The organism is Pseudomonas sp. GW821-FHT10B02 (genome assembly GCF_059415665.1).
In genome coordinates this window covers 1-23355 of record NZ_JBWKNR010000027.1, presented here as the reverse complement: position 1 = coordinate 23355, position 23355 = coordinate 1, and the positions used below count along the sequence as shown (strand labels likewise).

Sequence of the window (23355 nt, the reverse complement as noted above, 5' to 3'; positions counted from 1 at the left end):
AGCGGTTTTGCCTACTTTTTCCAAGAAAAAAGTAGGCCGCCGTAAAGGCGGAAGGGGCCGGCAGCATCGCCACACAATATGGATAAGCCCACACCCCCAACAACCCAAAGCCAACTCCTATTCCGGATCCTGCGTAGTCAACAGCGCATGAATCATCCGCGCCAGCATCCGCACGGTGCCATCCTCGATCAGGTAATGCGGCTTCTCGATCAACAACGCACGAGGCAAAGCGGTTACCGCCTGATAGGCAAGAAACCCCGCTTTCTCGCGATCACCCACCAGCACCTGATTGGAAAAGCGTTGCACCAGCGCCGGAATCACCATCGAAATCCAGAAACGCTCCGGCTTGACGATTTCCAGGCGCACCAGCTCGCCATAGTAGGCGGTCTTAATGCTCTGCTCAGAGTCGATCTGCAGCCAGCGATGCAAGGCTGAAAGACCGGTGCGCAAGATGATTTCGATACCGTCATAGAGGGTCGCCGACGCTGGTAGTGCATCAATACTGGCAATCACTTGCAGGCGGGCATCGGCGCGATAATCTTCGAAGATCGCGCCGATCAGCGACTCGATAGTGGGGAAATACTCGTAAATCGAACTGATGGCCACGCCGGAGTAATCGGAAAGGCGATAGATCGACAGCGCCTCGCGCCCTTCCCCTTCGAGGATTTCCCGCCCGGCGGTTTTCAAGGCCTCGACCAAGGCGACCGAACGTGCCTGCTTCGGTTGCTTGCGCGGCCTGGCCGGCAGCTCCACCACGACATTGTCATGGCTGCCCTGGCCACGAGAGCCTGTCCCCTCGTGGCGTGGCGCCGTGTCTGGACGACGGCCCATGGGTCAGGGCGTCACGACGTTGAACGTCGGCTGGAAGCTGGCGAGCATGCCGAGCATCGCTTTGAAACGCTCAGCATCCCCTTCGAGCTTGATATCACCCTGCTTGATCGCCGTCGGGAAATCGAGCTGGCGCAGGCTGATCTGGTCCAGTACGGCTTTGCTCATTTTCACCGTGGCGTCCGCCTGGGCATGGCTGCTGTGCTCGCGATAGGTCAATACGCCGTTGCGCAAGGTCAGGGCGAAGTGCTGGTCAAGATCGTCGAAGTCCCAGTTCAGGGTCATGTCATGGCCCTGGGCCTTGTCGGAGTCCATGCGTACCGAGAGGATGTCCATGAACATCGTCGGTGTCGCCGCGCGCACCAGATCGGCACTGCCGCGCGCCCCCTGTTGTGGTGCGAGCTGGCGCAGTTCCTGGACGGCGGTCAGGTACATGTTGCGCCAGATCGCCGATTCGCTGCGGTAACCCAACTGCTCAAGCGCGTCGGCCTGGGCTTCTCGAGCGGCTTTGTTGTCAGGCTCGGCGAAGACCAGGTGATTGCCCAGCTGCGCGGCCCAGCGGTAGTCGCCCTGCTGCATCGCCGTGCGCATCAGTTCCAGCACTTTCCCGGCGCCGCCCATGGCCTGCACATAGTGCTTGCCGGAGTCGACCGGCGGCAACGGGTCAAGGTTGGCCGGGTTGCCATCGTAAAAGCCCAGGTAACGCTGGTACACCGCACGGGTGTTGAAACTCAAGGTGCCGTAGTAGCCCCTGGCGTACCATTTATGATCGAGTTCGCCGGGCAGCTTCTTCACCGCGTCAGCAATCTCCAGCGGGGTCATGCCCTGGTTGAGCAGGTGCAACGTGCGGTTGTTGATGAAGGCGTACATGTCGCGCTGGTCGGCGAGCATGCTGCGAATGCCCTCGCCGCCCCAGGTCGGCCAGTTGTGCTGGGCAAACATGACTTGGGCCTTGTCGCCATAACGCACCAGGCTGTCGTCGATGAATTTCGACCAGGCCTTGGCGTCACGCACTTCAGCACCGCGTGGGGTGAGTACGTTGTGCATCGACATCACCGCGTTTTCGGACATGCTCAGTGCCTTGAGCTGCGGCAAATACACGTTCATCTCCGACGGTGCCTCGGTGCCGGGCGTCAGCTGGAACTCGAACTGCACGCCGGCTATGTCATGGCTCTCCAGCGGCTGGACAATCAGGTCGGTCGGCGCGATCAGGCTGATGGTGCCACCTATCGGCGCGCCCTTGCCGATCCCGGTATCGACCTGGCCACGTTCAGTCCTGGGCACCGCACCGCCACTCTGGTACATGCCACGGCGGAACATCGCCGTGCCGGCCAGCACGTTCTCCTGGATCGCGTGCTCCATGAAGCCGTCCGGGGCATAGATACGGACCTTGCCGGCTTTGACGTCGGCCTCGTCGACCACGCCGCGCACGCCACCGAAGTGGTCGATGTGGCTATGGCTGTAGATCACCGCCACCACCGGCTTGCGCGGCCGGTGCTGGTAGTACAGCTCAAGGCCGGCCTTGGCCGTCTCGGTCACATACAGCGGGTCGATGATGATCAGCCCGTCGTCACCTTCGATGATGGTCATGTTGGCCAGATCAATGCCGCGGATCTGGTAGACCTTGTCGGTGACCTGGAACAGACCGGCGTTGGCATTGAGCTGGGCGATACGCCACAGGCTGGGGTTCACCGAGTCCGGTGCCTGGGCCTGCTTGAGAAAATCATACTGGTGGGTATCCCATACAGGCTTACCGTCAGCATTCTTCACTTGCCCCTCAAAGGCAGCCACCAGGCCCTTGCGCGCGGCGTCATAGTCGGCGCGATCCTCGAATGGCAACGCCTTGAGCACCGCCTGGTTGACCGCGGCCGTCGTCGGGCTGGCAGCCTTGGCCGGATTGGTGGAGGCAACCTCTGCCGCCCAGGAGGGGGCGCTGGATAACGCAATGGCAGTGGCAAGTGCAGCAAGTGAATAGCGCATATGGATTCCTTAAGCGTGGATCGTGTCCACCGTTATTATTCTGGCTGGCCACACTCTGACAGCCTTCCTTGAAGCAGTAAAACCATCAGCCCTGCGCGCTGATCCCTGTGAGCACGTGAGCGATGGACAGTTTCTGAGCGTCACTGAGGTCAGCCGACAAGCGTACGTTGCTGAATGTCAGCTGTGCCGGGACCGGGGCGCCGTTGGGCGATACATGGCCATGTTGCTCACGCTCCACCACTACGTAACAACACGCACCCTCCTCGGTAGGCAGCGGGGTAACGAGGACATCCGCGAACTGGCCATGGCAAACCCACTGCTGATTAGCGTTGATCAGCCAGCCAGCGTCAGTCGGCCAGGCACTGACGCCTTCTGCCTGTTCCAGAAAGAAGCCGCCGAAACTGCGCCCGGCCAGCAGGTCCGGCAGGTAGCGCGTGCGCAGTGCATCCCGGCCCGCTGGCAAATTTGCCAGCGCCGACGCTACCAGCAGGCTGCCGAGTACACACTCGGCGATCACGCTGGAGACCGCACTGAGCTCCTCGAACAACATGGCCTCGGTCAGCGCCGACAGGCCCATGCCTCCGTGGGCTTGAGCGATGCTGGCGCCGGGCAGGCCAAACTCGGCAATGCCCTGGGTGAGCTCGCGCATTTTCTGCCCAGGTATGCTCCGCCCCTCGAACAGGCGGGCCACCGGCGCTACCTCGGACGCAAGGAAGGTGCGGAAGCTTTCCACTGCCAGTCGCTGCACATCGGTGGTGATCGGTATCGTCATGGTTCTGGTTCCCTGCTCAAATCCGTGCGCCGTTCGCAGCAGGTTATGCCTGTGACTGACCGGTGGCCCCCCTCAATGAGGAGGGGGTAGGCAAAATTGAGAGCAACCGCCTGTGGGACCGGGCTTCGGTGGGAGCGGGCTTGCCCCGCGATACGATGTGACTGACAGATCGCCATCGCGGGGCAAGCCCGCTCCTACACCAGGCCGCGGGCGATGATCAGCTTCTGAATATGGCTGGTGCCTTCGTAAATCTTGGTCACCCGCACATCCCGGCAATAACGCTCCACCGGAAAATCACTCAGATAGCCGTAGCCGCCGTGGATCTGCAGCGCGTCGGAGCAGACCTTTTCCGCCATTTCGCTGGCAAACAGCTTGGCCACCGAGGCTTCCTTGGCACAGGCCACACCGGCTTCGCACAGCCGCGCGGCATGCACCATGTAGTGGTGGGCAACCTCAACCTGGGCGGCCATGTCGGCCAGGTCGAACGCCACCCCTTGCAAGTTGATGATCGGCGCACCGTAGGCCTCGCGCTCCTTGGCATAGCCAACGGCGGCATCCAGTGCTGCGCGCGCTGTGCCGGTGGCGACCGCGGCAATCGCCACCCGCCCTTCCGACAGCGAACCCATCACATTACGGTAACCCTCCCCTTCGCCCCCCAGCAGGTTCGCAACCGGTACGCGGCATTGATCGAGCTGGATCTGGGCAACGTGGGCCGAACGCTGGCCCATCTTGTGTTCGACAGCGGCCACTACGTAGCCCGGGTTATCCTGTGGGTCGACCATCAACAGGCTGCTGCCTTTCTTGCCGGCAGCCTTGTCGGTTACCGCCAGCACCAGGCCCAGGCCGGCTTCGTTGCCGTTGGAGATGAACTGCTTGCTGCCGTTGACTACGTAATGGTCGCCTTCAAGGCGCGCCTGGGTGCGGAACGCCGCCGTGTCGGAGCCGGCCTGCGGTTCGCTGAGCAGAAAGGCACCGATGCGCTTGCCACTGGCCAGATCCGCCAGGTAGTTGCGCTTCTGCGCCTCGTTGCCCAGGCGCGCCACGGCCAGGCCCACCGAGTTGTGCACGTGGATCAAGGTGGCAAAACCGGTATCGGCGGCCGCGAACGCTTCGATGGCCAGGCAATACTCGACGAAACTGGCACCGGCACCGCCATACTCTTCGGGTATCAGCATGCCGAGAAAACCCAACTCGGCAACGGCGCGCAGTTCTCTGCGCGGCCAGGCGGCGCTGCGGTCACGCTCGGCAGCCGTCGGGGCGACCACTTCGGCGGCGACCTTGCGCGCCGAATCGCGGATCATGATTTCCTGTTCGCTGAGGAAGGTTGCACAGGTGTCGCTCATGGTGATTCCTTATGAATTCGGGGCTAAAGACAGGTTCAGGTTGGCGTTACACACACTGCACAGTCCGCGCTTGCGGTTCGGCGGGCGCCTCGGCCTCGCGCACCACCGGGGTGACCAGCGCCGAGCCGCTGGCACGCACGTCCTTGAGCAGAAAGTGCGACAGCGCCGGGATCAGGGCCAATGCACCGAGCATGTTCCAGAGGAACATGAAGGTCAGCAGGATGCCCATGTCGGCCTGGAACTTGATGGGCGAGAACGCCCAGGTGATGACCCCGGCGGCCAGGGTCACACCGACCAGCGCCACGACCTTGCCGGTGAAACGCAAGGCATGCCGGTAGGCCTCGGCCAGGCTCGCACCGGCGCGCTGGCGGGCCAGCTGAATGCTCAGCAGGTACAGCGCATAGTCGACACCGATGCCCACGCCCAGGGCGATCACCGGCAAGGTCGCCACCTTGACGCCCATGCCCAGGGCGACCATCAGCGCTTCACAGAGAATCGAGGTGATCACCAGCGGCACCACGGCGACCACCACCGCACGCCAGCTGCGGAAGGTGATGAAGCACAGCACGATCACCGCCGCATACACGTACATCAGCATGGTCAGGTTGGCTTTCTTGACCACGATATTGGTCGCCGCTTCGATCCCGGCACTGCCGGCGGCCAGCAGGAACTGCCGCTCCGCTGTGCTGTTCGCTGTGGCGAAGGCTTCGGCGGCCTGTACCACCTGGTCCAGGGTCTGCGCCTTGTGGTCGGTCAGGTAGGCAACCACCGGCATCACCGAGCAATCGTTGTTGAACAGCTCCGGGTTACTGGTGCTGGCGGTACGGGCGGCGTAGTTGAGCACGTCCTGGTTCGGCGAAATCGACATCCATTTCGGGCTGCCCTCGTAGGAGCCGGCGGTAATCTTGCGCACCGCGTCGGCCAGCGACACCGTGCTCTGCACCCCCGGTACCTGCTGCAAGGCCCAACCCAGGCGATCGGCATCCACCAGCGTCTGGTACTCAAGACAGCCCTCGGCTTTAGTCTTGACGATGACCGCAAACTGGTCGGACGACAGCGAGTACTTGCTGTTGATGTAGGCGTTGTCGAGGTTGTAGCGCGAATCGGGGCGGAGCTCCGAGGCCCCGGCATCCAGGTCGCCGATCTTCAGCTGGGTGCTGACGACAAAGCCCGCCACCGCGAGGATCGCCGACACCACCAGCAGCGCCGTCGCCCAACGGCGTTCGGTGAAGCGCTCCAGCAATAACCACAGGCCACCGGCAGGCTTCTGTTCGGCGCGCAGGCTGCGCGCAGCAGCCTTGGGACTGACGCCGGTATAGGAGAGCATCACCGGCAGCAGGATCAGGTTGGTGAACACCAGCAGGGCGACGCCGATCGAGGCGGTGATGGCCAGGTCCTGGATCACCGGGATGTCGATCAGCATCAGCACCCCGAAGCCCACGGCGTCGGCGACCAGCGCCGTGACCCCGGCGAGGAACAGGCGGCGGAAGGTGTACCGCGCAGCCACCAGCTTATGGGTGCCGCGGGCCACGTCCTGCATGATGCCGTTCATCTTCTGCGCGCCATGGGACACGCCAATCGCAAACACCAGAAACGGCACGAGGATCGAGTATGGGTCGAGCTCGTAACCCAGGCGGGCAATCAGCCCGAGCTGCCAGAGCACGGCGATGCAGGAACAGCCGAGCACCAGCGCGGTGCTGCGCACACAACGGGTCCAGGCAAAAATGATCAGCGCCGCGATCAAGGCCGCCACGGCGAAGTAGATGACCATTTGCTGCAGACCGTCGAGCAGGTCGCCGACCACCTTGGAGAAGCCAACGATGCGGATATCCAGGTCGGCACCGCCCTGATCACCGGAATACTGGGCGCGAATGCTTTCCAGGCGCTTGGACAGCTCCCAGTAGTCCAGCGCTTCACCGCTGTTGCTGTCCTTGTCGAGCAGCGGCAGGAAAATCATGCTCGAACGAAAATCCGTACCCACCAGGTTGCCGAGCAACTGGGCGCGGCTGATGTTCTGGCGCAGGGCATCGATGCTGGCTTGCGAGCCGGTGTAGTTGTCGGGCATCACCGGGCCGCCGGCGAAGCCCTCTTCGGTGACCTCGTTCCAGCGCACCACCGGCATCCACAACGATTTGACGTTGGCCCGGTCAACGCCGGGGGTCAGGAACAGCGCGTCGTTGATGTGCTTGAGGGCTTGCAGGTAGGCAGGCTCGAAAATATCGCCCGAGCGGTTCTCGACCACCACGCGCACGGCATTGCCCAGGCCCTTGAGCTCGTCACGGTTGTCAAGGAAGTTGCGGATGTAAGGCTGGTTCTGCGGGATGGTTTTCTCGAACGCGGCGTTGAGCGTCAAGCGGGTCGAATCCCACCCCAGGATCACCGTCACCACTGCACAGAAGAGGATGACCAGCAAGCGGTTGTTGAAGATCAGGCGCTCCAGGCGACTGCCTGAGCGGTGATTGAAATCCTTCAGGTTGCTAATGGTCTGCAGGTTGTCGCTGGCATTGTGGATACCCATCAGAGCTCTCCGGCGTTCTTGTTCTGTTGCAGGCTCTGCACACGCACGCCACCGAGCCCGGCCAGGGCGACGGCCCCGTCGGCAACGGCTGCCACGGCAAAGTTGGGTGCCACGCGGTCTAGCGCCACGCGGCTGAAGGTCGCCCCACGGTCAGTGGAGCGCAGCAGCTGCCCGGTCTGGCTGGCCAGCACGATCGTGCCGTCAGCGGCGATCAGGCCGCTGGTGATACCGGCCTCGATGCCGGTGTCGACCTTGCTCCAGTTGGCGCCACCATCAAGGCTGCGCAAGGCGTTGCCGCGCAGGCCATAAACCAGCACCAACTGGTCATCGCCGAGCACACCGAACAGGGTGCCCTCGTAAGGCAGTTGCACTTTGACGAAGCGCTGGCTGGTAGCATCGAGTTTCAGCACCAGCCCTTGCTCGGCGACCATGAACAGCGTGCCGGCCGCCGGGCGCAGGCCATACAGATGCATGCTGCGCGGGTTGTCGACGCGATCCTGCCAGGGCGTCCAGCTTTGCCCGCCATCTTCGGTGCGCAGGATCAGATTGAAGGCACCGGTGACGAAACCGCTGCGCTCGTCGCTGAACCACACATCCAGCAAGGGCTTATCGGCGCCCTGCTGGGCGAACAGTTCGGCATCCTGCTTCAGGCGTTGCGCTTCAGGGTCATCGGGGTTTTCCGGGTTGCCGTAATGCTTGAGCAACAGCGCCGCGATCTGCCGGCCGTCGAGCTGCTTGCGCCAGGTCTTGCCCGCATCGCTGCTGTGCAGGACCACGCCTTCATGGCCCACAGCCCAGCCCTGGCTGGCACTGGGGAACATCAAGGCGGTCAGGTCGGAACTGACCGGCACCTGGGCCTGAACCCAGGTCGTGGTGTCGTCGGAAAACAGAATATGGCCGCGCTGACCGGCGGCAATCAGCCGGCCACCGGCCTGCGCCAAGGCGTTGAGTGGCGCATGGATCGCCTGGCTGCTCTGCACCGCGGGCATATCCAGGGGCGAGACAAATGCCGGTTGCGCGAGCGCCTGGCCCGCCAGTAGCGCAGTCAGGATCAGTGATAGTCGTAAACGTTGTTTGAACACCGTGTTCACCTCACATCAGTTGCGCGCGAGCGCGCATTGCACCGGCGCTGGTCCCGCAAACGGGAGCAGCGCCGGGAAGCTTGCAGCAGTGGCAAGCGCGGCTCAGAGCGTGGTCTTGAAGGTGAAGTACACCGCGCCGCGGTCTTCCAGCATCGCCTGGCTCCCGCTTGGGGTCAGGGCCGCGCCAGTGACCGGGTTGGTCGAGTAATCACCGAAGTAGTCCACATACTTGAGGTCGAAGCGGTAACGGCTGTAGACATCCAACGCCAGGCCGACGGCGTAGCTGCCAGCATCTTCGTTACCCCCCGAGCCCACGGCCGAGTTGCCGTTGATGCCCTGGGAGAAGCTCAGTGGCATCGACAGGTCGCCACCGGGGAACACCTGGTACCAGGTCGGCGTGAAGTTGACGGCCAGCCCATAGGCATCACGGGTCACGGCGTCGATGTTGGTGGGTACCGCTTTGTAGGCCGACGAGCCCTTGAACAGGTTCAGCGGGTCGGAGTTGACCGACAGCCAGCGGCTCCAGGTCAGCTCGGCCGACCAGCTGGCACCATCGTAGAGCGGCGTCGGGCTGAGCGAGCCGATGGCGTTGAGGACGCCGTGCAAGGTGTCACCACGGGCACCGAGAATGTCGCCGTCATCCGGCAACTGCGCCGCAGAGGTCACCCGTGCCGCCGAGCTCACCAGCGGCATGTTGCGCCGGTAGTTGAGGTCGGCACCGACGCTGATGCCGCCGATTTCCTTCGACAGGCTGATGCCGTACATGTCGATCTTGTCGGCGTAGTTGAGGAAGTATTGCGGCCGTGCGTTAGCCAGCAGGATCACCTGTGGCAGGGTGTCGGAGAACTGGCGCACGTAGAACCCCAGGGTGCCGTCCAGCCATTCCGGGCTCCAGCGCGCCATCACGCCCCAGTCACCGGCGTTGTCCGGCTCGATGTCATCGCCATGCAGGGCGCGCAGCCTGGGGCTGAGGATGAACGACTCGCCGCCTTGCTGGTAGATATCGGCAAAGCCCAGGTAGCTGCCAGACTCAGGCACCCGCGATGGTCGCCACTCGAAGAAATACTGCGCGGCAAAGGACAGCGCAGGGTTGACCTGCAGCTGGGTGGAGAACTGATTGCGCGGCAGGTACAGCTCCTTGGCCTCGATCCCCGGCAGCGCCAGGGCCTTGCCCTGGTCCAGGGGCGCCTGGCCGTAGGAGATGCCATGAATGGCGCCGGCACCCAGCAGCGACTCGCCCCAGTTCACGGTGTGACGACCCAGACGGGCCTTGAGCGGCATCTCGCCGAGGTTGTACTCGCCAAAAACGAAGGCGTCCATCCACTCGGCGGACGGCCCCTCGTAGTAACGGTCGGTATAGCGGCTCAAGCCCGTGGCCGGACGCCCGCCAGCGCCCAGGTGGTTGGACGTGGCGACGCTGTCGTTGTCCAGGTCACCAGCATAGGCGGCGTCGTACCACAGCGCGGCACTGACGCGCGCGCCGTACTTGCCTTTGTAGACGATGTCCGACTCACTGAGGATGTCCAGACGATTGTTGACCAGGCGGTGCTTGTCGAAGTTGCGGTCGCCGTCATCGTTGTTCGGGTTCGCCAGGATGGCCTTGTCCTGCCCCTCGACACGCATGCCCAGGTTGTAGCGCAGGGTGTTGTCCCAACGCAGCTGGATATCTTCATTACCGGTGTCGATCTCGACGGCCACGGCATTGGCGCAGGCCAGCGTGCACAAGGTCACGACCGTTGCCCGGACTGCATGGTTACTGGTGGGACGACGTGGATTCGATTTTTTCTTGTTATTCATCTGGGTGTCTCCTCCCCTGGGTTGAACCTGGACCTCCAGGTTCGCAAGCCGCTCAATCAGTGATCGAGTGCCCGGAAGGGTGCCAGCGTTGTCTCTCCGTCCTCCCCCCCCTTTCTGAAAGGGGGGTGCCCCCCCTACCCCCCCTTCGGTAGCGTCTGACCTTATCGAGCTGATTTGCGGGCCTGCACCGGCAACGTCAGTAGGACAATCAGACGGGAGAACAGAATGATGGACGGCCTATCGGTCAGCTCAAACGCGCGGCTGCGCTACCCCTGCGCCACACCGCCAGCACCGGGCGTGCCGACCCTGATCGCTCCCGGGGTGCATTGGTTGAGGTTGCCGCTGCCAGTTTCGCTTGGCGCCATCAACGTCTGGCTGCTGGCCGACGGTGCTGGCACGACGCTGGTCGACACCGGCATCCACGATGAGCAAACAGTGGCTCTTTGGCGCGCATTGCTGGAGGGCGCGTTGCGCGACAGGCCACTGACCCGGATCATCGCCACCCACCTGCACCCCGACCATGTCGGCATGGCCGGCTGGCTCAGCCGGCATTGCGCCTGCCGCCTGTGGATGACCCGCCTGGAATACCTGCACTGTCGAATGCAAGCCAGCGACAGCAGCCGCCCGGCCCCCGAAGAGACGCTGGGGTTCTATCAACGCGCAGGCTGGGACGAACAGGCGCTGGAGCGCTATCGCACGCGCTTCGGCGGTTTTGGCCGCATGCTCTCGGCCCTGCCGGACAGCTATCGGCGCATCGAGGACGGCGAGCAGCTCGACATTGACGGCCATCGCTGGCAAGTGCTGGTCGGCGCTGGCCATTCGCCGGAGCACGCCTGCCTTTACGACGCGCAGCGAAAGCTGCTGATATCGGGCGATCAGGTGTTGCCACGCATCTCCTCCAACGTCTCGGTACAGCCGACAGAACCGGACGCCGATCCGATGAGCGAGTGGCTTGATTCGTTGAGCAAGCTGCGCCGGTGCGTGCCGGATGATGTGCTGGTGCTGCCGGCGCATAACAAACCCTTCTATGGGCTGCATGCGCGCATCGAGCAATTGCAGGCGGATGCCGATGACGCGCTGGAGCGTCTGCGCGAAGGCCTGGACCAGCCCAGACGGGTGGTCGACCTGTTCGCGCTGTTGTTCCGCGCCACGGTGCGCAGCGAAGACAGCACGCGATACACCCTGGCGACCGGTGAGGCCCTCGCCTGCCTGAACTATCTGTTACACCGTGGCGAGATCAGTGTCAGTCTCGACGGGCACGGTGTGGCCTGGTATCAACGCGCATAGCTGTAGAACTACTGGCCCGGCTATGCCGGGCATCGCCGGCTACGCCAGCTCCCACAGATTTCCCGGTGCTGCTCAACCTGTGGGAGCTGGCGAAGCCGGCGATCGAGCGCAAAGCGCTCGCCTGGTCAGCGGGTACCGCACTGGATATCGAGGGTCAGCGCGTTCAGGTAAGCATTCTCCACCACATGCTGCACCAACGCCGCGAACTCGTGGGCATAGCCCATGCGACGGGGGAACAGCAAGCCGTTGACGATGGTTTCCGAGACTTTCAGCGGCATGCCCGCCGACATCCCCGACTCGAACAACCCCGGTGCCAGGCTCACCACACGGATGCCATGTTCAGCCAGGTCGCGGGCGATGGGCAGGGTCATGCCGATCACCGCGGCCTTGCTGGCGCTGTACGCCGCCTGGCCCATCTGCCCTTCGCGCGCAGCGCCCGAGGCAGTGTTGATGATCACCCCGCGCTCGCCGGTATCTTCGGCATCGTTGCCCGACATGGCCAGGGCCGCGTGACGAATGACGTTGAAGGTACCGGTGAGGTTGACCGCCAATACCCGGTTCCACAGCTCGGTTGGAAACACCTGGCCCTTGGAAAGGGTCTTGCACGGCCCCAGCACCCCGGCGCAGTTCACCGCCACATGCACTGCACCGTACTGTTGCACCACGGCATCGATACCGCGTTTGACGCTGGCTTCGTCGGCAACGTCTACGGCGATCCCGGCAATACCTTCAAGCGCCGCGTCGAGCCGCTGCTGATCCAGATCGAAGCCCACCACCCTGGCCCCGGCTGCCGCCAGCGCCTTGCAGGTGGCCAGGCCCAGCCCCGAGGCCGCTCCCGTGACAACGGCTACTTTATTATCCAGTTTCATCGTGATTCCTTGGTTAGCACCCTGAATGGGGACCTGACGGATCTTAGAAAACAACGCCACCCTCCCGTCCCTCCCTTTGCGGGCGGTCAGCGGCTGTCCGCGCAAGGCTTGACCTGTCTGGACGGCTTGGCTAGCTTCGTGCGAACCAATAAGAATCGTGGAAAACACATTGCCCAAGAATCCTGCCAGGCACTTGGTCTCGACCAAGTTTTCGCCCCCGCGCATCGGTACCCGGCACGTCGCCCGGGCCGCGCTGCTGGCGCAGCTCAAACGCATGCACCATTGCCGGCTGGTGTTGGTCACCGGTGCTGCAGGTTATGGCAAGACCACCCTGCTGGCGCAGTGGCGCCACGACCGGCTCAAAGCCGGCGCGGAAGTGGCCTGGGTTTCCCTGACTGCCGATGACAAGGGTTACTCCGCGTTCTGCACGGCCTTTCTGGAGGGCTTGCGGCGCCTGGGCATCGATATCGACATCAACCTGCAGCGCGAAGACAACACCCTCTCGGCCATCGACGGCACGGTCGCGATCATCGTCAACGCGGCGGCGATGCTGAGCAAGGAGCTGTTCCTGGTGGTCGATGACTACCACCACGTCGAAGCCCCGCATGCCCACAAGCTGATACAGAAACTGCTCGACCAGAGCCCCGGCAACCTGCACCTGGTGCTTGCCTCGCGGGTCAATCCGCCCTTGAGCCTGTCACGGCTGCGGGTCATGGACCAGGTGGTGGAGATTGAAAGTGCCGAGCTGCCGTTCGACCTGGCCGAAACCCGCACCTTCATCGAAGAAAACCTCGGCCCCGACAAGCTCAACGCCGATGAACTCAGCCTGATCCACGACCTGACCAGCGGCTGGCCCTCCTGCCTGCAGTTGATCGCGATCATGCTGAAGAACCGCCCCAATCCCCGTTCGATCCTCGATGACCTGGTGTGGCGCTCCAATGACCTGCAGACCTACCTCAGCGAGGAAGTGGTGGCGCACTTGCCGAGCGAGCTGGTGGAGGTGGCGGAAGTACTGTCGATCTTCCGGCGTTTCAACGCGGCCCTGGCCATCGCCGTGACCGGCAACGCCGAAGCCGGCGAACTGATCAAGCGCATGGAAGACGAGAACCTGTTGATCTATCGAGTCGACTCCGACGACCGCATCGTCTGGTATCGCTTCCACCCCTTGTTCGGCGAGTTTCTCAGCGCCCGCCTGCAACGCCGCGAGCACGACTTGCGTCCCCTGCACCGCCTCGGCGCCCACTGGTTCGCCGGGCACAACTGCCTGACCGAAGCGGTCCGCCACGCCAGCCTCGCTGACGACACCGATTTTGCCGTCCAGGTCATTGAACAGACCACGCCGGCGACCTGGAGCCTGGATTACCTGGCACCGACCTTGCGCCTGCTCGAGCGTTTGCCCGAAGACGTGCTGTTTCGCCATCAACGCCTGCTGTTCCTGGCCTGCCTCACGGTATCGCTGACCTCGCGTCCGGGGCGGGCGAAAGCCTGGCTCAGCCGCTTGCAGGCCTGCAACCTGGACGCCCACCCTGAACTTGCCAGTGGCCTGCCGCTGATCCATGCCGCGGTGGCCATCCAGGAAGACGACAGCGAACTGACCATACGCCTGCTGGAACCGGTGCGCGACGCACCGATGGACAACCCCTTCCTGCGCTATGTACTGCTCGCCGCCCTGACGGTTGCCTACGCCACCGCAGGGCGCTATGCCGATGCCCGGCGCCTGTTCGACATCCATCCGATCCCCCCCGAGGATCGCAGCAATGACATGGCCCTGGTGGCAGAATCCGCCCGCTTGACCACCTATTTACTGGCCGGCGACATCGTCGAAGCCGAAGCCCTGGCGTCCGAACTGCTGGAACGCTCCACCCGCGAAGGCGGACATCGCTCAATCTGCGCCAACCTCTGCGCCAGCCTGCTGGCCGACGCATTCTATGAACTGGACAGGATCGACGACGCCCGCGAGCTGATTGCCAATCGCTTCGGCCTGCTGCACTCCTCGGTACCCGATGTCATCGTGCGCACCAACCTGAGCCGCAGCCGTCTTGACCTGTTGCAGAAAGGCCCGGACGCGGCCCTGAGCTTCTTGCGCCAGCAGATTGCCCACCTGCGCAGCCTGGGGCAGGTGCGCCCGGTCGCTCACCTGCTGGGCGAGCAGATCCGCGTGTGCCTGATCAAGGGCCAGCGCAATCACGCCATCGAACTGCTGCACGCCCTGCAAGCCCTTGCACACGAGCACGGCAAGGACCAGGGCGGCCGGGCGGAACTGCCGGCCATCGCCGCCCTGGCGCACGCGCGCATTCTGGTCAGTGAGGATTCACATGCGGCGCTGCAGGCGCTGGACAGGGTCAAGGACTTTGCCGAGCGCTTCCACCGCGGGCGCCTGGGCGTGCTCGTCGACCTGTTGTCGGCGGGGGTACTGGAAGACCTAAAGCGTCATGATCAAGCGCAGCTGCGCCTGCGCCGGGCCGTCGAAGCCGGTCAGCGCCTGGGCCTGGTGCGCACCTTGCTGGACGAAGGTGCGCTGAGTGAAAAGCTACTGTGTGCGCTGGCCAGCACTGAGCTGCAAGACCCGCTACGCCAGTATGTGAACGAACTGATCGACAAACTCACCGGCCCCTGTTCGCCAAACCTTGCAACGCCACACGCACGGCGCACCACCACACCCGGGCAGCAGCCATTGCTGACCCCGCGCGAGCGCGAGATCCTCAGCCTGGTGGCCCAGGCCATGTCGAGCAAACGCATCGCCCACACCCTGGACATCACCCTGGAAACGGTGAAGTGGAACCTGCGCAATATCTTCGCCAAGCTCGGCGTTTCCAGCCGTTACGACGCCATGGTCCAGGCCCGCAACCAGAAGCTGATCGACTGACATCCGCCCGCCTGCCCCCGCTGCGGGGCAATGAAAAGCCATTTCTCGACAAACCTGCCGATCGGTTCCCCCCTCCATTGGGGAGGGGTGCGTGACGGGCAACGTGGATAGCATCCGGGTCATCAGTGCACACGATTGCACAGCTGCCTGAGGAACTGGCATGCCACACGAGCGCGGCGCCACGGAGTCACCCGCCCAACCCAGCCAGCTGGCCGTCACCCGGATCACTGCCCGGGATCTGGCCCAACGCCTGGGGGTCGCCACTTCGACGGTCACCCGTGCCTTCGACGCCCAGTCGCGTATCTCCGCCGCAGTGCGCGCACGCATCCTGGCCATGGCCGATGAGCTGGGCTATCGACCCAATGCCATCGCCCGCTCGCTGAACCGGCGGCGCACCGGCATCGTTGCCCTGGTGATGGGCGACATGAGCAATCCGTTCTACCCCGCGGTGCTTGAGGCGTTCTCCCTGCAGCTGCGCGAGTCCGGCCAGCAACTGCTGCTGTTCGTGGTCCCGGCCGGAGGGGATGCCGACGCGCTGATGCCCCAGCTGCTGCAGTACCAGGTCGATGGCATTGTGGTCACGGCGGCCAGGCTGTCTTCGCACATGTCCGAGCTGTGCGCTCGCCAGGGGGTTGCCGTGGTATTTCTCAACCGCCGCGTCGAAGACCCGACCGTCTGGTCGGTGTGCTGCGACAACCAGCGCATGGCCGCCAGGGTGGCCGAATACCTGGTGGGGCAAAAACGCCGCGCCTGCGCCTTCGTCTCCGGTGACCCGGACGTCTCCACCACCGCCGACCGCCTGCTCGGCTTTGAACAGGGCCTGGCGGTGCATGGTCAGGCGGTGGTTGCCCGCATCCACGGCGGGTACAGCTACGAAGGCGGACGCGCCGCAGCCGCTCGCCTGTTCAGCGCCGGGCAGCCCGCCATCGACGCGGTGTTCTGTGCCAACGACGTCATGGCCCTTGGGGTGCTGAGTCACCTGCGCATGAACACCCGCCTGCGGGTGCCCGAGGACGTCGCCGTAGTCGGCTTCGATGACATCCTCGCCGCGGGCTACCCGGAGCATGGCCTCACCACCGTGCACCAGCCGGTCAGCCAGATGATCGCCTGCGCCATCCGCTTGCTGGGCGCAGGCCGCCCTGCTGGCAGCACCCCGGCGCTGTACGAAGTGCCCGGGCACCTGGTGCGGCGCTCCACGGCTTAGCGCCACACCCTTGCAGGTCAATAACAACAAAAACCATCAGGAGACAGGCATGAACCGCAGCGAAACCGCAGACGACCGCAAGCTCTATCGAAAAATCGGCTGGCGCATCATGCCGCTGCTGATGGCCGCTTACGTCGTGGCATTTCTTGATCGCATCAACGTCGGTTACGCACAGTTGCAGATGAAAGAGACGCTGGCGTTCAGCGACGCCGTCTATGCCCTGGGCGCGGGTATCTTCTTCATCGGCTACCTGCTGTTCGAGGTGCCCAGCAACCTGATGCTGGAAAAGATCGGCGTGCGCAAGACGCTGCTGCGCATCATGGTCTGCTGGGGCGTAGTCGCCATGGCCATGATGTTCGTGCAGACCCCCACGCAGTTCTATGTGCTGCGCTTTCTGCTGGGCGCCTTCGAAGCCGGCTTCACCCCCGGTGCATTGCTCTACCTGACCTTCTGGTACCCGCCAGCACGGCGTGCGGGGATGATCGCGGTGTTCCTGCTCGGGGCTATCTTCGCCAGCCTGATCGCCGGGCCGCTGTCGGGTGCGATCATGAAATTCCTTGACGGTTTCAATGGCTGGCACGGCTGGCAGTGGCTGTTTCTGGTGCAAGGCCTGCCCGCCCCGCTGCTGGGCCTGGTGGCCTGGCGCGTACTGGTCGACCGTCCTGAACAGGCCACCTGGCTAAGCGCCGACGAGAAAGCCCGCCTGCGCGCACAACTGGACGCCGAGCAGCAGTCATCACTCAAGGCCAGCCATGCGTCGCTGCGCGACCTGCTCGGCGATGCCCGGTTCTGGGCGTTGTCGCTGGTTTACGTACTCATGGTTGCGGGCACTTATGCCATGGCCTTCTGGACCCCCACGCTGATTCGCGGCTGGGGCGTCTCCGACCTGATGGAAATCGGCATCTACGCCACCCTGCCGCAGTTGTGCGCGGTGGCCGGGGTGCTCTTGCTCAGCCGCAGTTCGGACCGCCTTCGCGAGCGGCGCTGGCATTTTTCCAGTGGCGCACTGGTGGCCGCCTGCGGCCTGGCGATCATCGTCCTGGCCCAGGGGCAACTGGGCGTCTCGCTGGTCGGCCTGTGCCTGGCCATGCTGGGTATCGCCTCGGTACCGCCGGTGTTCTTCGCCCTGGTCTCGGAATACCTGCCGCGCCCCTCGGTAGCGGTGGGCATTGCCCTGGTCAGCAGCATCGGCAACCTCGGCGGAGCGGTCATTCCTTCGCTCACCAGTGCCCTGAATACCGCCAGCGGCGGCACCACCTACAGCCTGTTCCTGGTCATGGGCCTGTACCTGCTCGCCAGTGCCATTGTGCTGCGGGTCGCCCGGCCTGCAGTGCCGACCTACCAATCCGCCTGAGGCGTAACCTCTGAAACCCGAAGGAGATCTACCGTGATTCAACACCTCAAAAAGGGGCAATCGGCCCAGGCCAAGGCCAGTGACCAGGCCCAGGTGCGCGCCACCGTCGAGGGCATCCTCAGCGATATCGAGCAGCGCGGCGATACGGCGGTACGCGAGTACTCGGCGAAATTCGACAACTGGACGCCGCAAAGCCTGCGTTTGAGCCAGGAACAGATCGACGCCTGCATCGCCAGCCTGCCGAAGCAGACACTCGATGACATCCTGTTTGCCCAGGCACAGATCCGCCGGTTCGCCCAGGTGCAGAAAGACTCGATGCACGACGTCGAGGTCGAGACCCTGCCCGGCGTGGTCCTTGGTCATCGCAACATCCCGGTCAACTCGGTGGGTTGCTACATTCCTGGCGGCAAGTACCCGTTGATCGCCAGCGCGCACATGAGCGTACTGACCGCCAAGGTTGCCGGGGTCAAGCGGGTGATTGCCAGTGCGCCACCCTTCGATGGCAAGCCCTGCGCGGAAATCGTCGCCGCCATGCACCTGGCCGGCGCCGATGAGATCTACTGCCTGGGCGGCGTCCAGGCCGTGGCGGCGATGGCGCTTGGCACCGAAAGCATCGCGGCGGTCGACATGATCGTCGGCCCGGGTAACGCCTATGTCGCCGAAGCCAAGCGTCAGCTGTATGGCCGCGTCGGTATCGACCTGTTTGCCGGCCCCACCGAGACAATGGTGATCTGTGACGACACGGTGGATGCCGAACTGGTCGCCGTCGACCTGCTCGGCCAGGCCGAGCACGGGCCCACCTCCCCGGCCTATTGCGTGACCACCAGTAAAACCATCGCCGAACAGCTTCCGGCCGCTATCGAGCAGGTGCTTTCACGTCTGGATACAGCACCGGTCGCCAGCGTCGCCTGGCGCGATTTCGGCGAGATCTACCTGTGCGACAGCGACGAAGAGGCGCTGGAAGTCGCCGAGCGCCTGTGCTCCGAACATGTGCAGGTGATGACCCGCGACCCGGACTGGTACCACCAGCGCATGACCCGCTACGGCGCGCTGTTCCTCGGCCACCGCACCAATGTCAGCTATGGCGACAAGGTCATCGGCACCAACCACACCCTGCCGACCATGGGCGCCGGGCGCTACACCGGCGGGTTGTGGGTCGGCAAGTTCATCAAGACCCACACCTACCAGCGCGTGCTGACCGACGCCGCGAGCGTGATGATCGGCCAGTACTGCTCGCGGCTGTGCAGCTATGAACATATGTCGGGTCACAAAGAACAGGCGGACATCCGTGTGCGCCGCCTGCAGCAGGAGGCTTGAAGCCATGAGCAAACCCGTAGCGCAAGCGCGCAGCGCCTATCCCTACCTGCGTGACATCACCACACGCTGGATGGACAACGACGTCTATGGTCACGTCAACAACGTCATCTACTACAGCTGGTTCGACACCGTGGTCAACGGCTGGCTGCTGGAACAGAAGCTGCTGGACTTCGATCAGTGCCCGACCGTGGGCCTGGTGGTCGATACCCATTGCAGCTACTTCTCCTCGATTGCCTTCCCCGACCTGGTGCGCGCCGGTTTGCGCGTGGCACGCCTGGGCAGCTCCAGCGTGTGCTACGAGGTCGGGCTGTTCGCCAACGACAACACCGAGGCCTCGGCCCAGGGCCACTTCGTGCATGTCTACGTCGACCGCGTAAGCCGCCGGCCGGTGCCGCTGCCAGCGGCGCTGCGCGATGCGCTGGAGACCCTGCTGGTTTTACCGGCGGATAAAGGAGAGCGCCGATGATCAGCTACCTGAGGCGGTTGCTGGCCGTACCCTGTCTGACCTGCCTGGCACTGGCCGCCCCGCTTGCCCATGCGCAGACAGCCAAGCCCAATATTCTGGTGATCTGGGGCGACGACATCGGTTGGCAGAATGTCAGCGCCTATGGCATGGGCACCATGGGCTACAGCACGCCGAACATCGACAGCATCGGCATGCAGGGCATCCGCTTTACCGACCACTACGCACAGCCCTCCTGTACCGCAGGCCGGGCCGCCTTCATCACCGGTCAGTACCCGATCCGCTCGGGGCTGACCACGGTCGGCCTGCCGGGTGACAAGCTCGGCCTGCAGTCTGCCTCGCCAAGCCTTGCCCAGGTGCTGAAGAACGCCGGCTACAGCACCGGCGAGTTCGGCAAAAACCACCTGGGCGACAACAACCCCAACCTGCCGACAGTGCACGGATTCGACGAGTTCTTTGGCAACCTGTACCACCTCAATACCGAGGAACAGCAGCAGTACATCGACTACCAGAACTACGCCAGGGATTACCCCGGCGGGCCGCAGGCTTATGCAAAAAAATTCCAGACCCGCGGCGTGCTGCATACCTTCGCCACCGACAAGGACGACCCTACCGTAGACCCGCGCTTCGGCCCGGTCGGCAAACAGACCATCGAAGACACCGGCCCCTTGACGATCAAGCGCATGGAAGATTTCGATGGCGCCGAAGTGATCCCCAAGGCCCTGGACTTCATGCGCAAGGCGCACGATCAGGACAAGCCCTTCTTCGTCTGGCTCAACACCAGCCGCATGCACCTCTACACCCACCTCAACGATAAATGGCGCCATGCCGCCGCGCAGTACACCCACGAAGACGACACCCAGGGCAGCGGCATGCTCCAGCATGACCATGACATTGCCCAGGTGCTCGCCTTCCTCAAGGACCAGGGCCTGGAGGACAACACCATCGTCTGGTACTCCACCGACAACGGTCCGGAGCATTCGTCGTGGCCCCACGGCGCGACCACGCCGTTTCGCGGCGAGAAGATGACCACTTACGAAGGTGGTGTGCGTGTGCCCTCGATGTTGCGCTGGCCGGGTGTGATCGAGCCGGGGCAGATCAAGAATGGCATCCAGGCGCACCAGGACATGTTCACCACCCTCGCGGCTGCGGCCGGGGTGCCTGATGTGGTTGAACAGATGAGGACGCAGAAAAAGCAGTACATCGACGGCATCAACAACCTCGACTACTGGACCGGCAAGTCGCCGGTGAGCAAGCGCACCAGCATCCTTTACTACATCGAAAGCAAACTGACTGCGGTGCGCATGGGCCCCTGGAAGCTACATTTCTCCACCAAGGAGGATTACTACGCGCAACTGGTACCGCGCTTCGCACCGTTGATGTTCAACCTGCGCAGCGACCCGTTCGAGAGCTACGACAGCAAGGACTCCTATGGCCAGCTGATTCAGAAATCCTCATGGATTTCGGGGCCGATGGGCGAGCTGATCGGCGCGCACCTCAAGACCCTGGCCGAGTACCCACCGGTGCAACCGGCCAAGACGTTTGACCGCTCCAACCTGGTACAGGACTTTTTGCAGAGCCAGAAGAAAGCGCCCTGATCCCCGCACGGCAACGCCCACCCTACAGGGGTGGGCACTTCGTCCAGCCAATCTGTTGAACTTCGCGTCAGTGCTTGTGCACACAAGCTCCCTGTTCGCAGTCTTCATGAGCCTCAATAAAATCGGCCAAGGAACCAGTCATGAGTGAATACCACGCGCCCCTGCGCGACATGCAGTTTGTTCTCAATGAGTTGGGCTACCTGGACCAGGTGCGGGAACTACCGGGCTGTAATCAGCTCGATGCCGAGCTTGTCGAAGCCATTCTCGGCGAAGCCGGCAAGTTCGCCCACGGCGTGCTGTCGCCGCTGAACACACAAGGTGACCGCGAAGGCGCGCGCTGGTGCGACGGCGAAGTGAGCACGGTCAAAGGCTGGCGTGAGGCCTACCAGCGCTTCATCGATGGCGGCTGGAACGCACTCTCCTGCAATCCCGAGTTCGACGGACAGGGGCTGCCACGGGTGGTGTCGGCGCTGGTGGAAGAGATGTGGAACGGTGCCAACCTGTCTTTCGGTCTATGCCCGATGCTCACCCGTGGCGCTATCGAGGCCATCGAGTTGCGCGGCTCGGCCTATCTGAAACGAACCTACCTGGCGAAGATGATCAGCGGTGAATGGACCGGCACCATGAACCTCACCGAGCCCCAGGCAGGTTCCGACCTGGCTGCGGTGCGCACACGCGCCGAGCCGGTGGGCGATGGCACCTACCGTATCAAGGGCCAGAAAATCTTCATCACCTATGGCGAGCATGACCTCACCGAAAACATCGTCCACCTGGTGCTGGCCCGTACACCGGACGCGCCGGCCGGGGTAAAAGGCATCTCGCTGTTCGTCGTGCCGAAATTCCTGGTGCACAGCGACGGCAGCCTCGGCGCGCGCAACGATGTGCGCTGCGCATCCATCGAACACAAGCTGGGTATCCACGCCAGCCCGACTGCCGTGCTGGCGTTCGGTGACCATGAAGGCGCCCTGGGCTGGTTGGTGGGCGAGGAAAACCGCGGCCTGGAATACATGTTCATCATGATGAACGCGGCCCGTTTCAGCGTCGGCGTTGAAGGCGTTGGCTTGAGTGAACGCGCCTACCAGCGGGCGCGCGCCTATGCCCGTGAGCGGATCCAGGGCAGCGAGATCGGCGCAGCGCAGCGTAGCAACGTCGCGATCATCCGCCACCCGGATGTGCGGCGCATGCTGTTGTCGATGAAGTCGCGCACCGAGGCCATGCGCGCCCTCGCCTGCGCCGTCGCGGCGGCGATGGACTGCGCCGAGCGCCATCTGGACCCGGCGGTGCGTCAGGAATCCCAGGCGCTGGTCGACCTTATGATCCCGGTGGTCAAGGGCTGGAGCACCGAGAACGCCGTGGACATCGCCTCGCTGGGTATCCAGATCCATGGCGGCATGGGCTTTATCGAAGAAACCGGTGCTGCCCAGCACCTGCGCGATGCGCGGATCACCACACTGTACGAAGGCACCACCGGTATCCAGGCTGCCGACTTGATCGGCCGCAAGATTGCCCGTGATGGCGGCAAGGCCATCGGCCAGTTGAGCAAGCAGATTTACCGGGTGATGGAAGAGCTGGCCTGGACCGACGATCCACAACTGCAGGCGAACGCCAGCGCTTTGGCCAGGGCGCTGGTGGCGCTGAACGCCAGCGTCGAGTTCATCGTCAGCCACTTTGCCACGCAACCGGCCCGTGTCGCGGCCGGCGCCGTGCCGTTTCTGGAGCTGCTCGGTATCGTCGCCGGTGGCTGGCAGATGGCCCGCTCGGCGCTGGTCGCCCACCGCCAGCTCAAGGCCGGCAACGACGATCAGGATTTCTATCGCGGCAAACTGCTCACCGCCCGGTTCTACGCTGATCAGCTGTTGGCCCAGGTCGAAAGTCTGTCGCGGGTTGTGGTTCAGGGGGCGGATGCTGTCTTGCAGATGGACGATCAGCAGTTCTGAACTCTGTCCGACCTGACAGCTGCGAGGTGTTGGGGTGTTGAGGCTGTGGGCTTATCCATTTTTTGTGGCGACGCTGACGGCCCCTTCCGCCCTTACGGCGGCCTACTTTTTTCTTGGAAAAAGTAGGCATGGAACTGTCC

The 23355-nt window shown here is 63.7% G+C and carries 16 protein-coding genes; 8 read left to right on the top strand and 8 right to left on the bottom strand.

All coding sequences use genetic code 11. The annotated features are described in order from the left end of the window. Positions 1 to 117: 117 nt before the first annotated feature. From AC07OF_RS25310 to AC07OF_RS25280, 7 genes are all read right to left on the bottom strand, one after another. Complete coding sequence (locus tag AC07OF_RS25310) at positions 118 to 831, bottom strand: TetR/AcrR family transcriptional regulator (protein WP_038610238.1); 714 nt, start codon at positions 829 to 831, stop codon at positions 118 to 120. 3 nt (positions 832 to 834) lie between these two features. Next, positions 835 to 2808 carry an alkyl/aryl-sulfatase gene (locus tag AC07OF_RS25305; RefSeq protein WP_157192290.1) on the bottom strand — a complete coding sequence of 658 codons (1974 nt, stop codon included), beginning with the start codon at positions 2806 to 2808 and terminating at the stop codon, positions 835 to 837. A gap of 85 nt (positions 2809 to 2893) precedes the next feature. Continuing rightward, complete coding sequence (locus tag AC07OF_RS25300; protein ID WP_157192289.1) at positions 2894 to 3580, bottom strand: acyl-CoA dehydrogenase family protein; 687 nt, start codon at positions 3578 to 3580, stop codon at positions 2894 to 2896. 194 nt (positions 3581 to 3774) lie between these two features. Further along, positions 3775 to 4923, bottom strand: coding sequence for an acyl-CoA dehydrogenase family protein (locus AC07OF_RS25295; protein WP_157192288.1), 1149 nt, complete (start codon positions 4921 to 4923; stop codon positions 3775 to 3777). A 46-nt stretch (positions 4924 to 4969) separates the two neighbouring features. Beyond that, a complete protein-coding gene (locus AC07OF_RS25290) occupies positions 4970 to 7441 on the bottom strand; it encodes an efflux RND transporter permease subunit (protein ID WP_232478246.1) in 2472 nt (823 codons plus the stop codon). Continuing rightward, positions 7441 to 8523 (bottom strand): WD40/YVTN/BNR-like repeat-containing protein, encoded by a 1083-nt coding sequence (locus AC07OF_RS25285; RefSeq protein ID WP_495073657.1) that lies wholly within the window; start codon positions 8521 to 8523, stop codon positions 7441 to 7443. The genes AC07OF_RS25290 and AC07OF_RS25285 overlap by 1 nt, the downstream gene beginning before the upstream one ends. A gap of 102 nt (positions 8524 to 8625) precedes the next feature. Beyond that, entirely contained in the window at positions 8626 to 10320 is a 1695-nt protein-coding gene (locus AC07OF_RS25280; RefSeq protein ID WP_157192286.1) for a DUF1302 domain-containing protein, read from the bottom strand. Between the two features lie 225 nt (positions 10321 to 10545). On the opposite strand from AC07OF_RS25280, the gene AC07OF_RS25275 reads away from it, so the two are divergent. Then, positions 10546 to 11607, top strand: a complete 1062-nt coding sequence (locus AC07OF_RS25275; RefSeq protein WP_495073656.1) for an MBL fold metallo-hydrolase — start codon at positions 10546 to 10548, stop codon at positions 11605 to 11607. 125 nt (positions 11608 to 11732) lie between these two features. Here the strand turns inward: AC07OF_RS25275 and AC07OF_RS25270 are convergent, their stop codons facing one another. After that, positions 11733 to 12476 (bottom strand): SDR family NAD(P)-dependent oxidoreductase, encoded by a 744-nt coding sequence (locus AC07OF_RS25270; protein ID WP_495073655.1) that lies wholly within the window; start codon positions 12474 to 12476, stop codon positions 11733 to 11735. A 169-nt stretch (positions 12477 to 12645) separates the two neighbouring features. Between AC07OF_RS25270 and AC07OF_RS25265 the strand changes: the two genes are divergently transcribed. The 7 genes from AC07OF_RS25265 (at position 12646) to AC07OF_RS25235 (ending at position 23215) form a co-directional block, all read left to right on the top strand. Continuing rightward, the gene (locus AC07OF_RS25265) at positions 12646 to 15342 is read left to right on the top strand and encodes a winged helix-turn-helix domain-containing protein (RefSeq protein ID WP_495073654.1); all 2697 of its coding nucleotides are present in this window, start codon (positions 12646 to 12648) and stop codon (positions 15340 to 15342) included. A gap of 160 nt (positions 15343 to 15502) precedes the next feature. Continuing rightward, entirely contained in the window at positions 15503 to 16546 is a 1044-nt protein-coding gene (locus AC07OF_RS25260) for a LacI family DNA-binding transcriptional regulator (protein ID WP_495073653.1), read from the top strand. Between the two features lie 49 nt (positions 16547 to 16595). Beyond that, positions 16596 to 17900, top strand: coding sequence for an MFS transporter (locus tag AC07OF_RS25255; RefSeq protein WP_495073652.1), 1305 nt, complete (start codon positions 16596 to 16598; stop codon positions 17898 to 17900). A 33-nt stretch (positions 17901 to 17933) separates the two neighbouring features. Further along, positions 17934 to 19217, top strand: coding sequence for a histidinol dehydrogenase (hisD, locus tag AC07OF_RS25250; protein WP_157192280.1), 1284 nt, complete (start codon positions 17934 to 17936; stop codon positions 19215 to 19217). Between the two features lie 4 nt (positions 19218 to 19221). Beyond that, positions 19222 to 19683, top strand: coding sequence for an acyl-CoA thioesterase (locus tag AC07OF_RS25245; RefSeq protein ID WP_332836052.1), 462 nt, complete (start codon positions 19222 to 19224; stop codon positions 19681 to 19683). Beyond that, positions 19680 to 21278, top strand: a complete 1599-nt coding sequence (locus AC07OF_RS25240) for an arylsulfatase (RefSeq protein WP_495073651.1) — start codon at positions 19680 to 19682, stop codon at positions 21276 to 21278. Before AC07OF_RS25245 ends, AC07OF_RS25240 begins: the two co-directional genes overlap by 4 nt. Before the next feature lie 140 nt (positions 21279 to 21418). After that, the gene (locus AC07OF_RS25235) at positions 21419 to 23215 is read left to right on the top strand and encodes an acyl-CoA dehydrogenase (protein WP_495073650.1); all 1797 of its coding nucleotides are present in this window, start codon (positions 21419 to 21421) and stop codon (positions 23213 to 23215) included. Positions 23216 to 23355 lie beyond the last annotated feature (140 nt).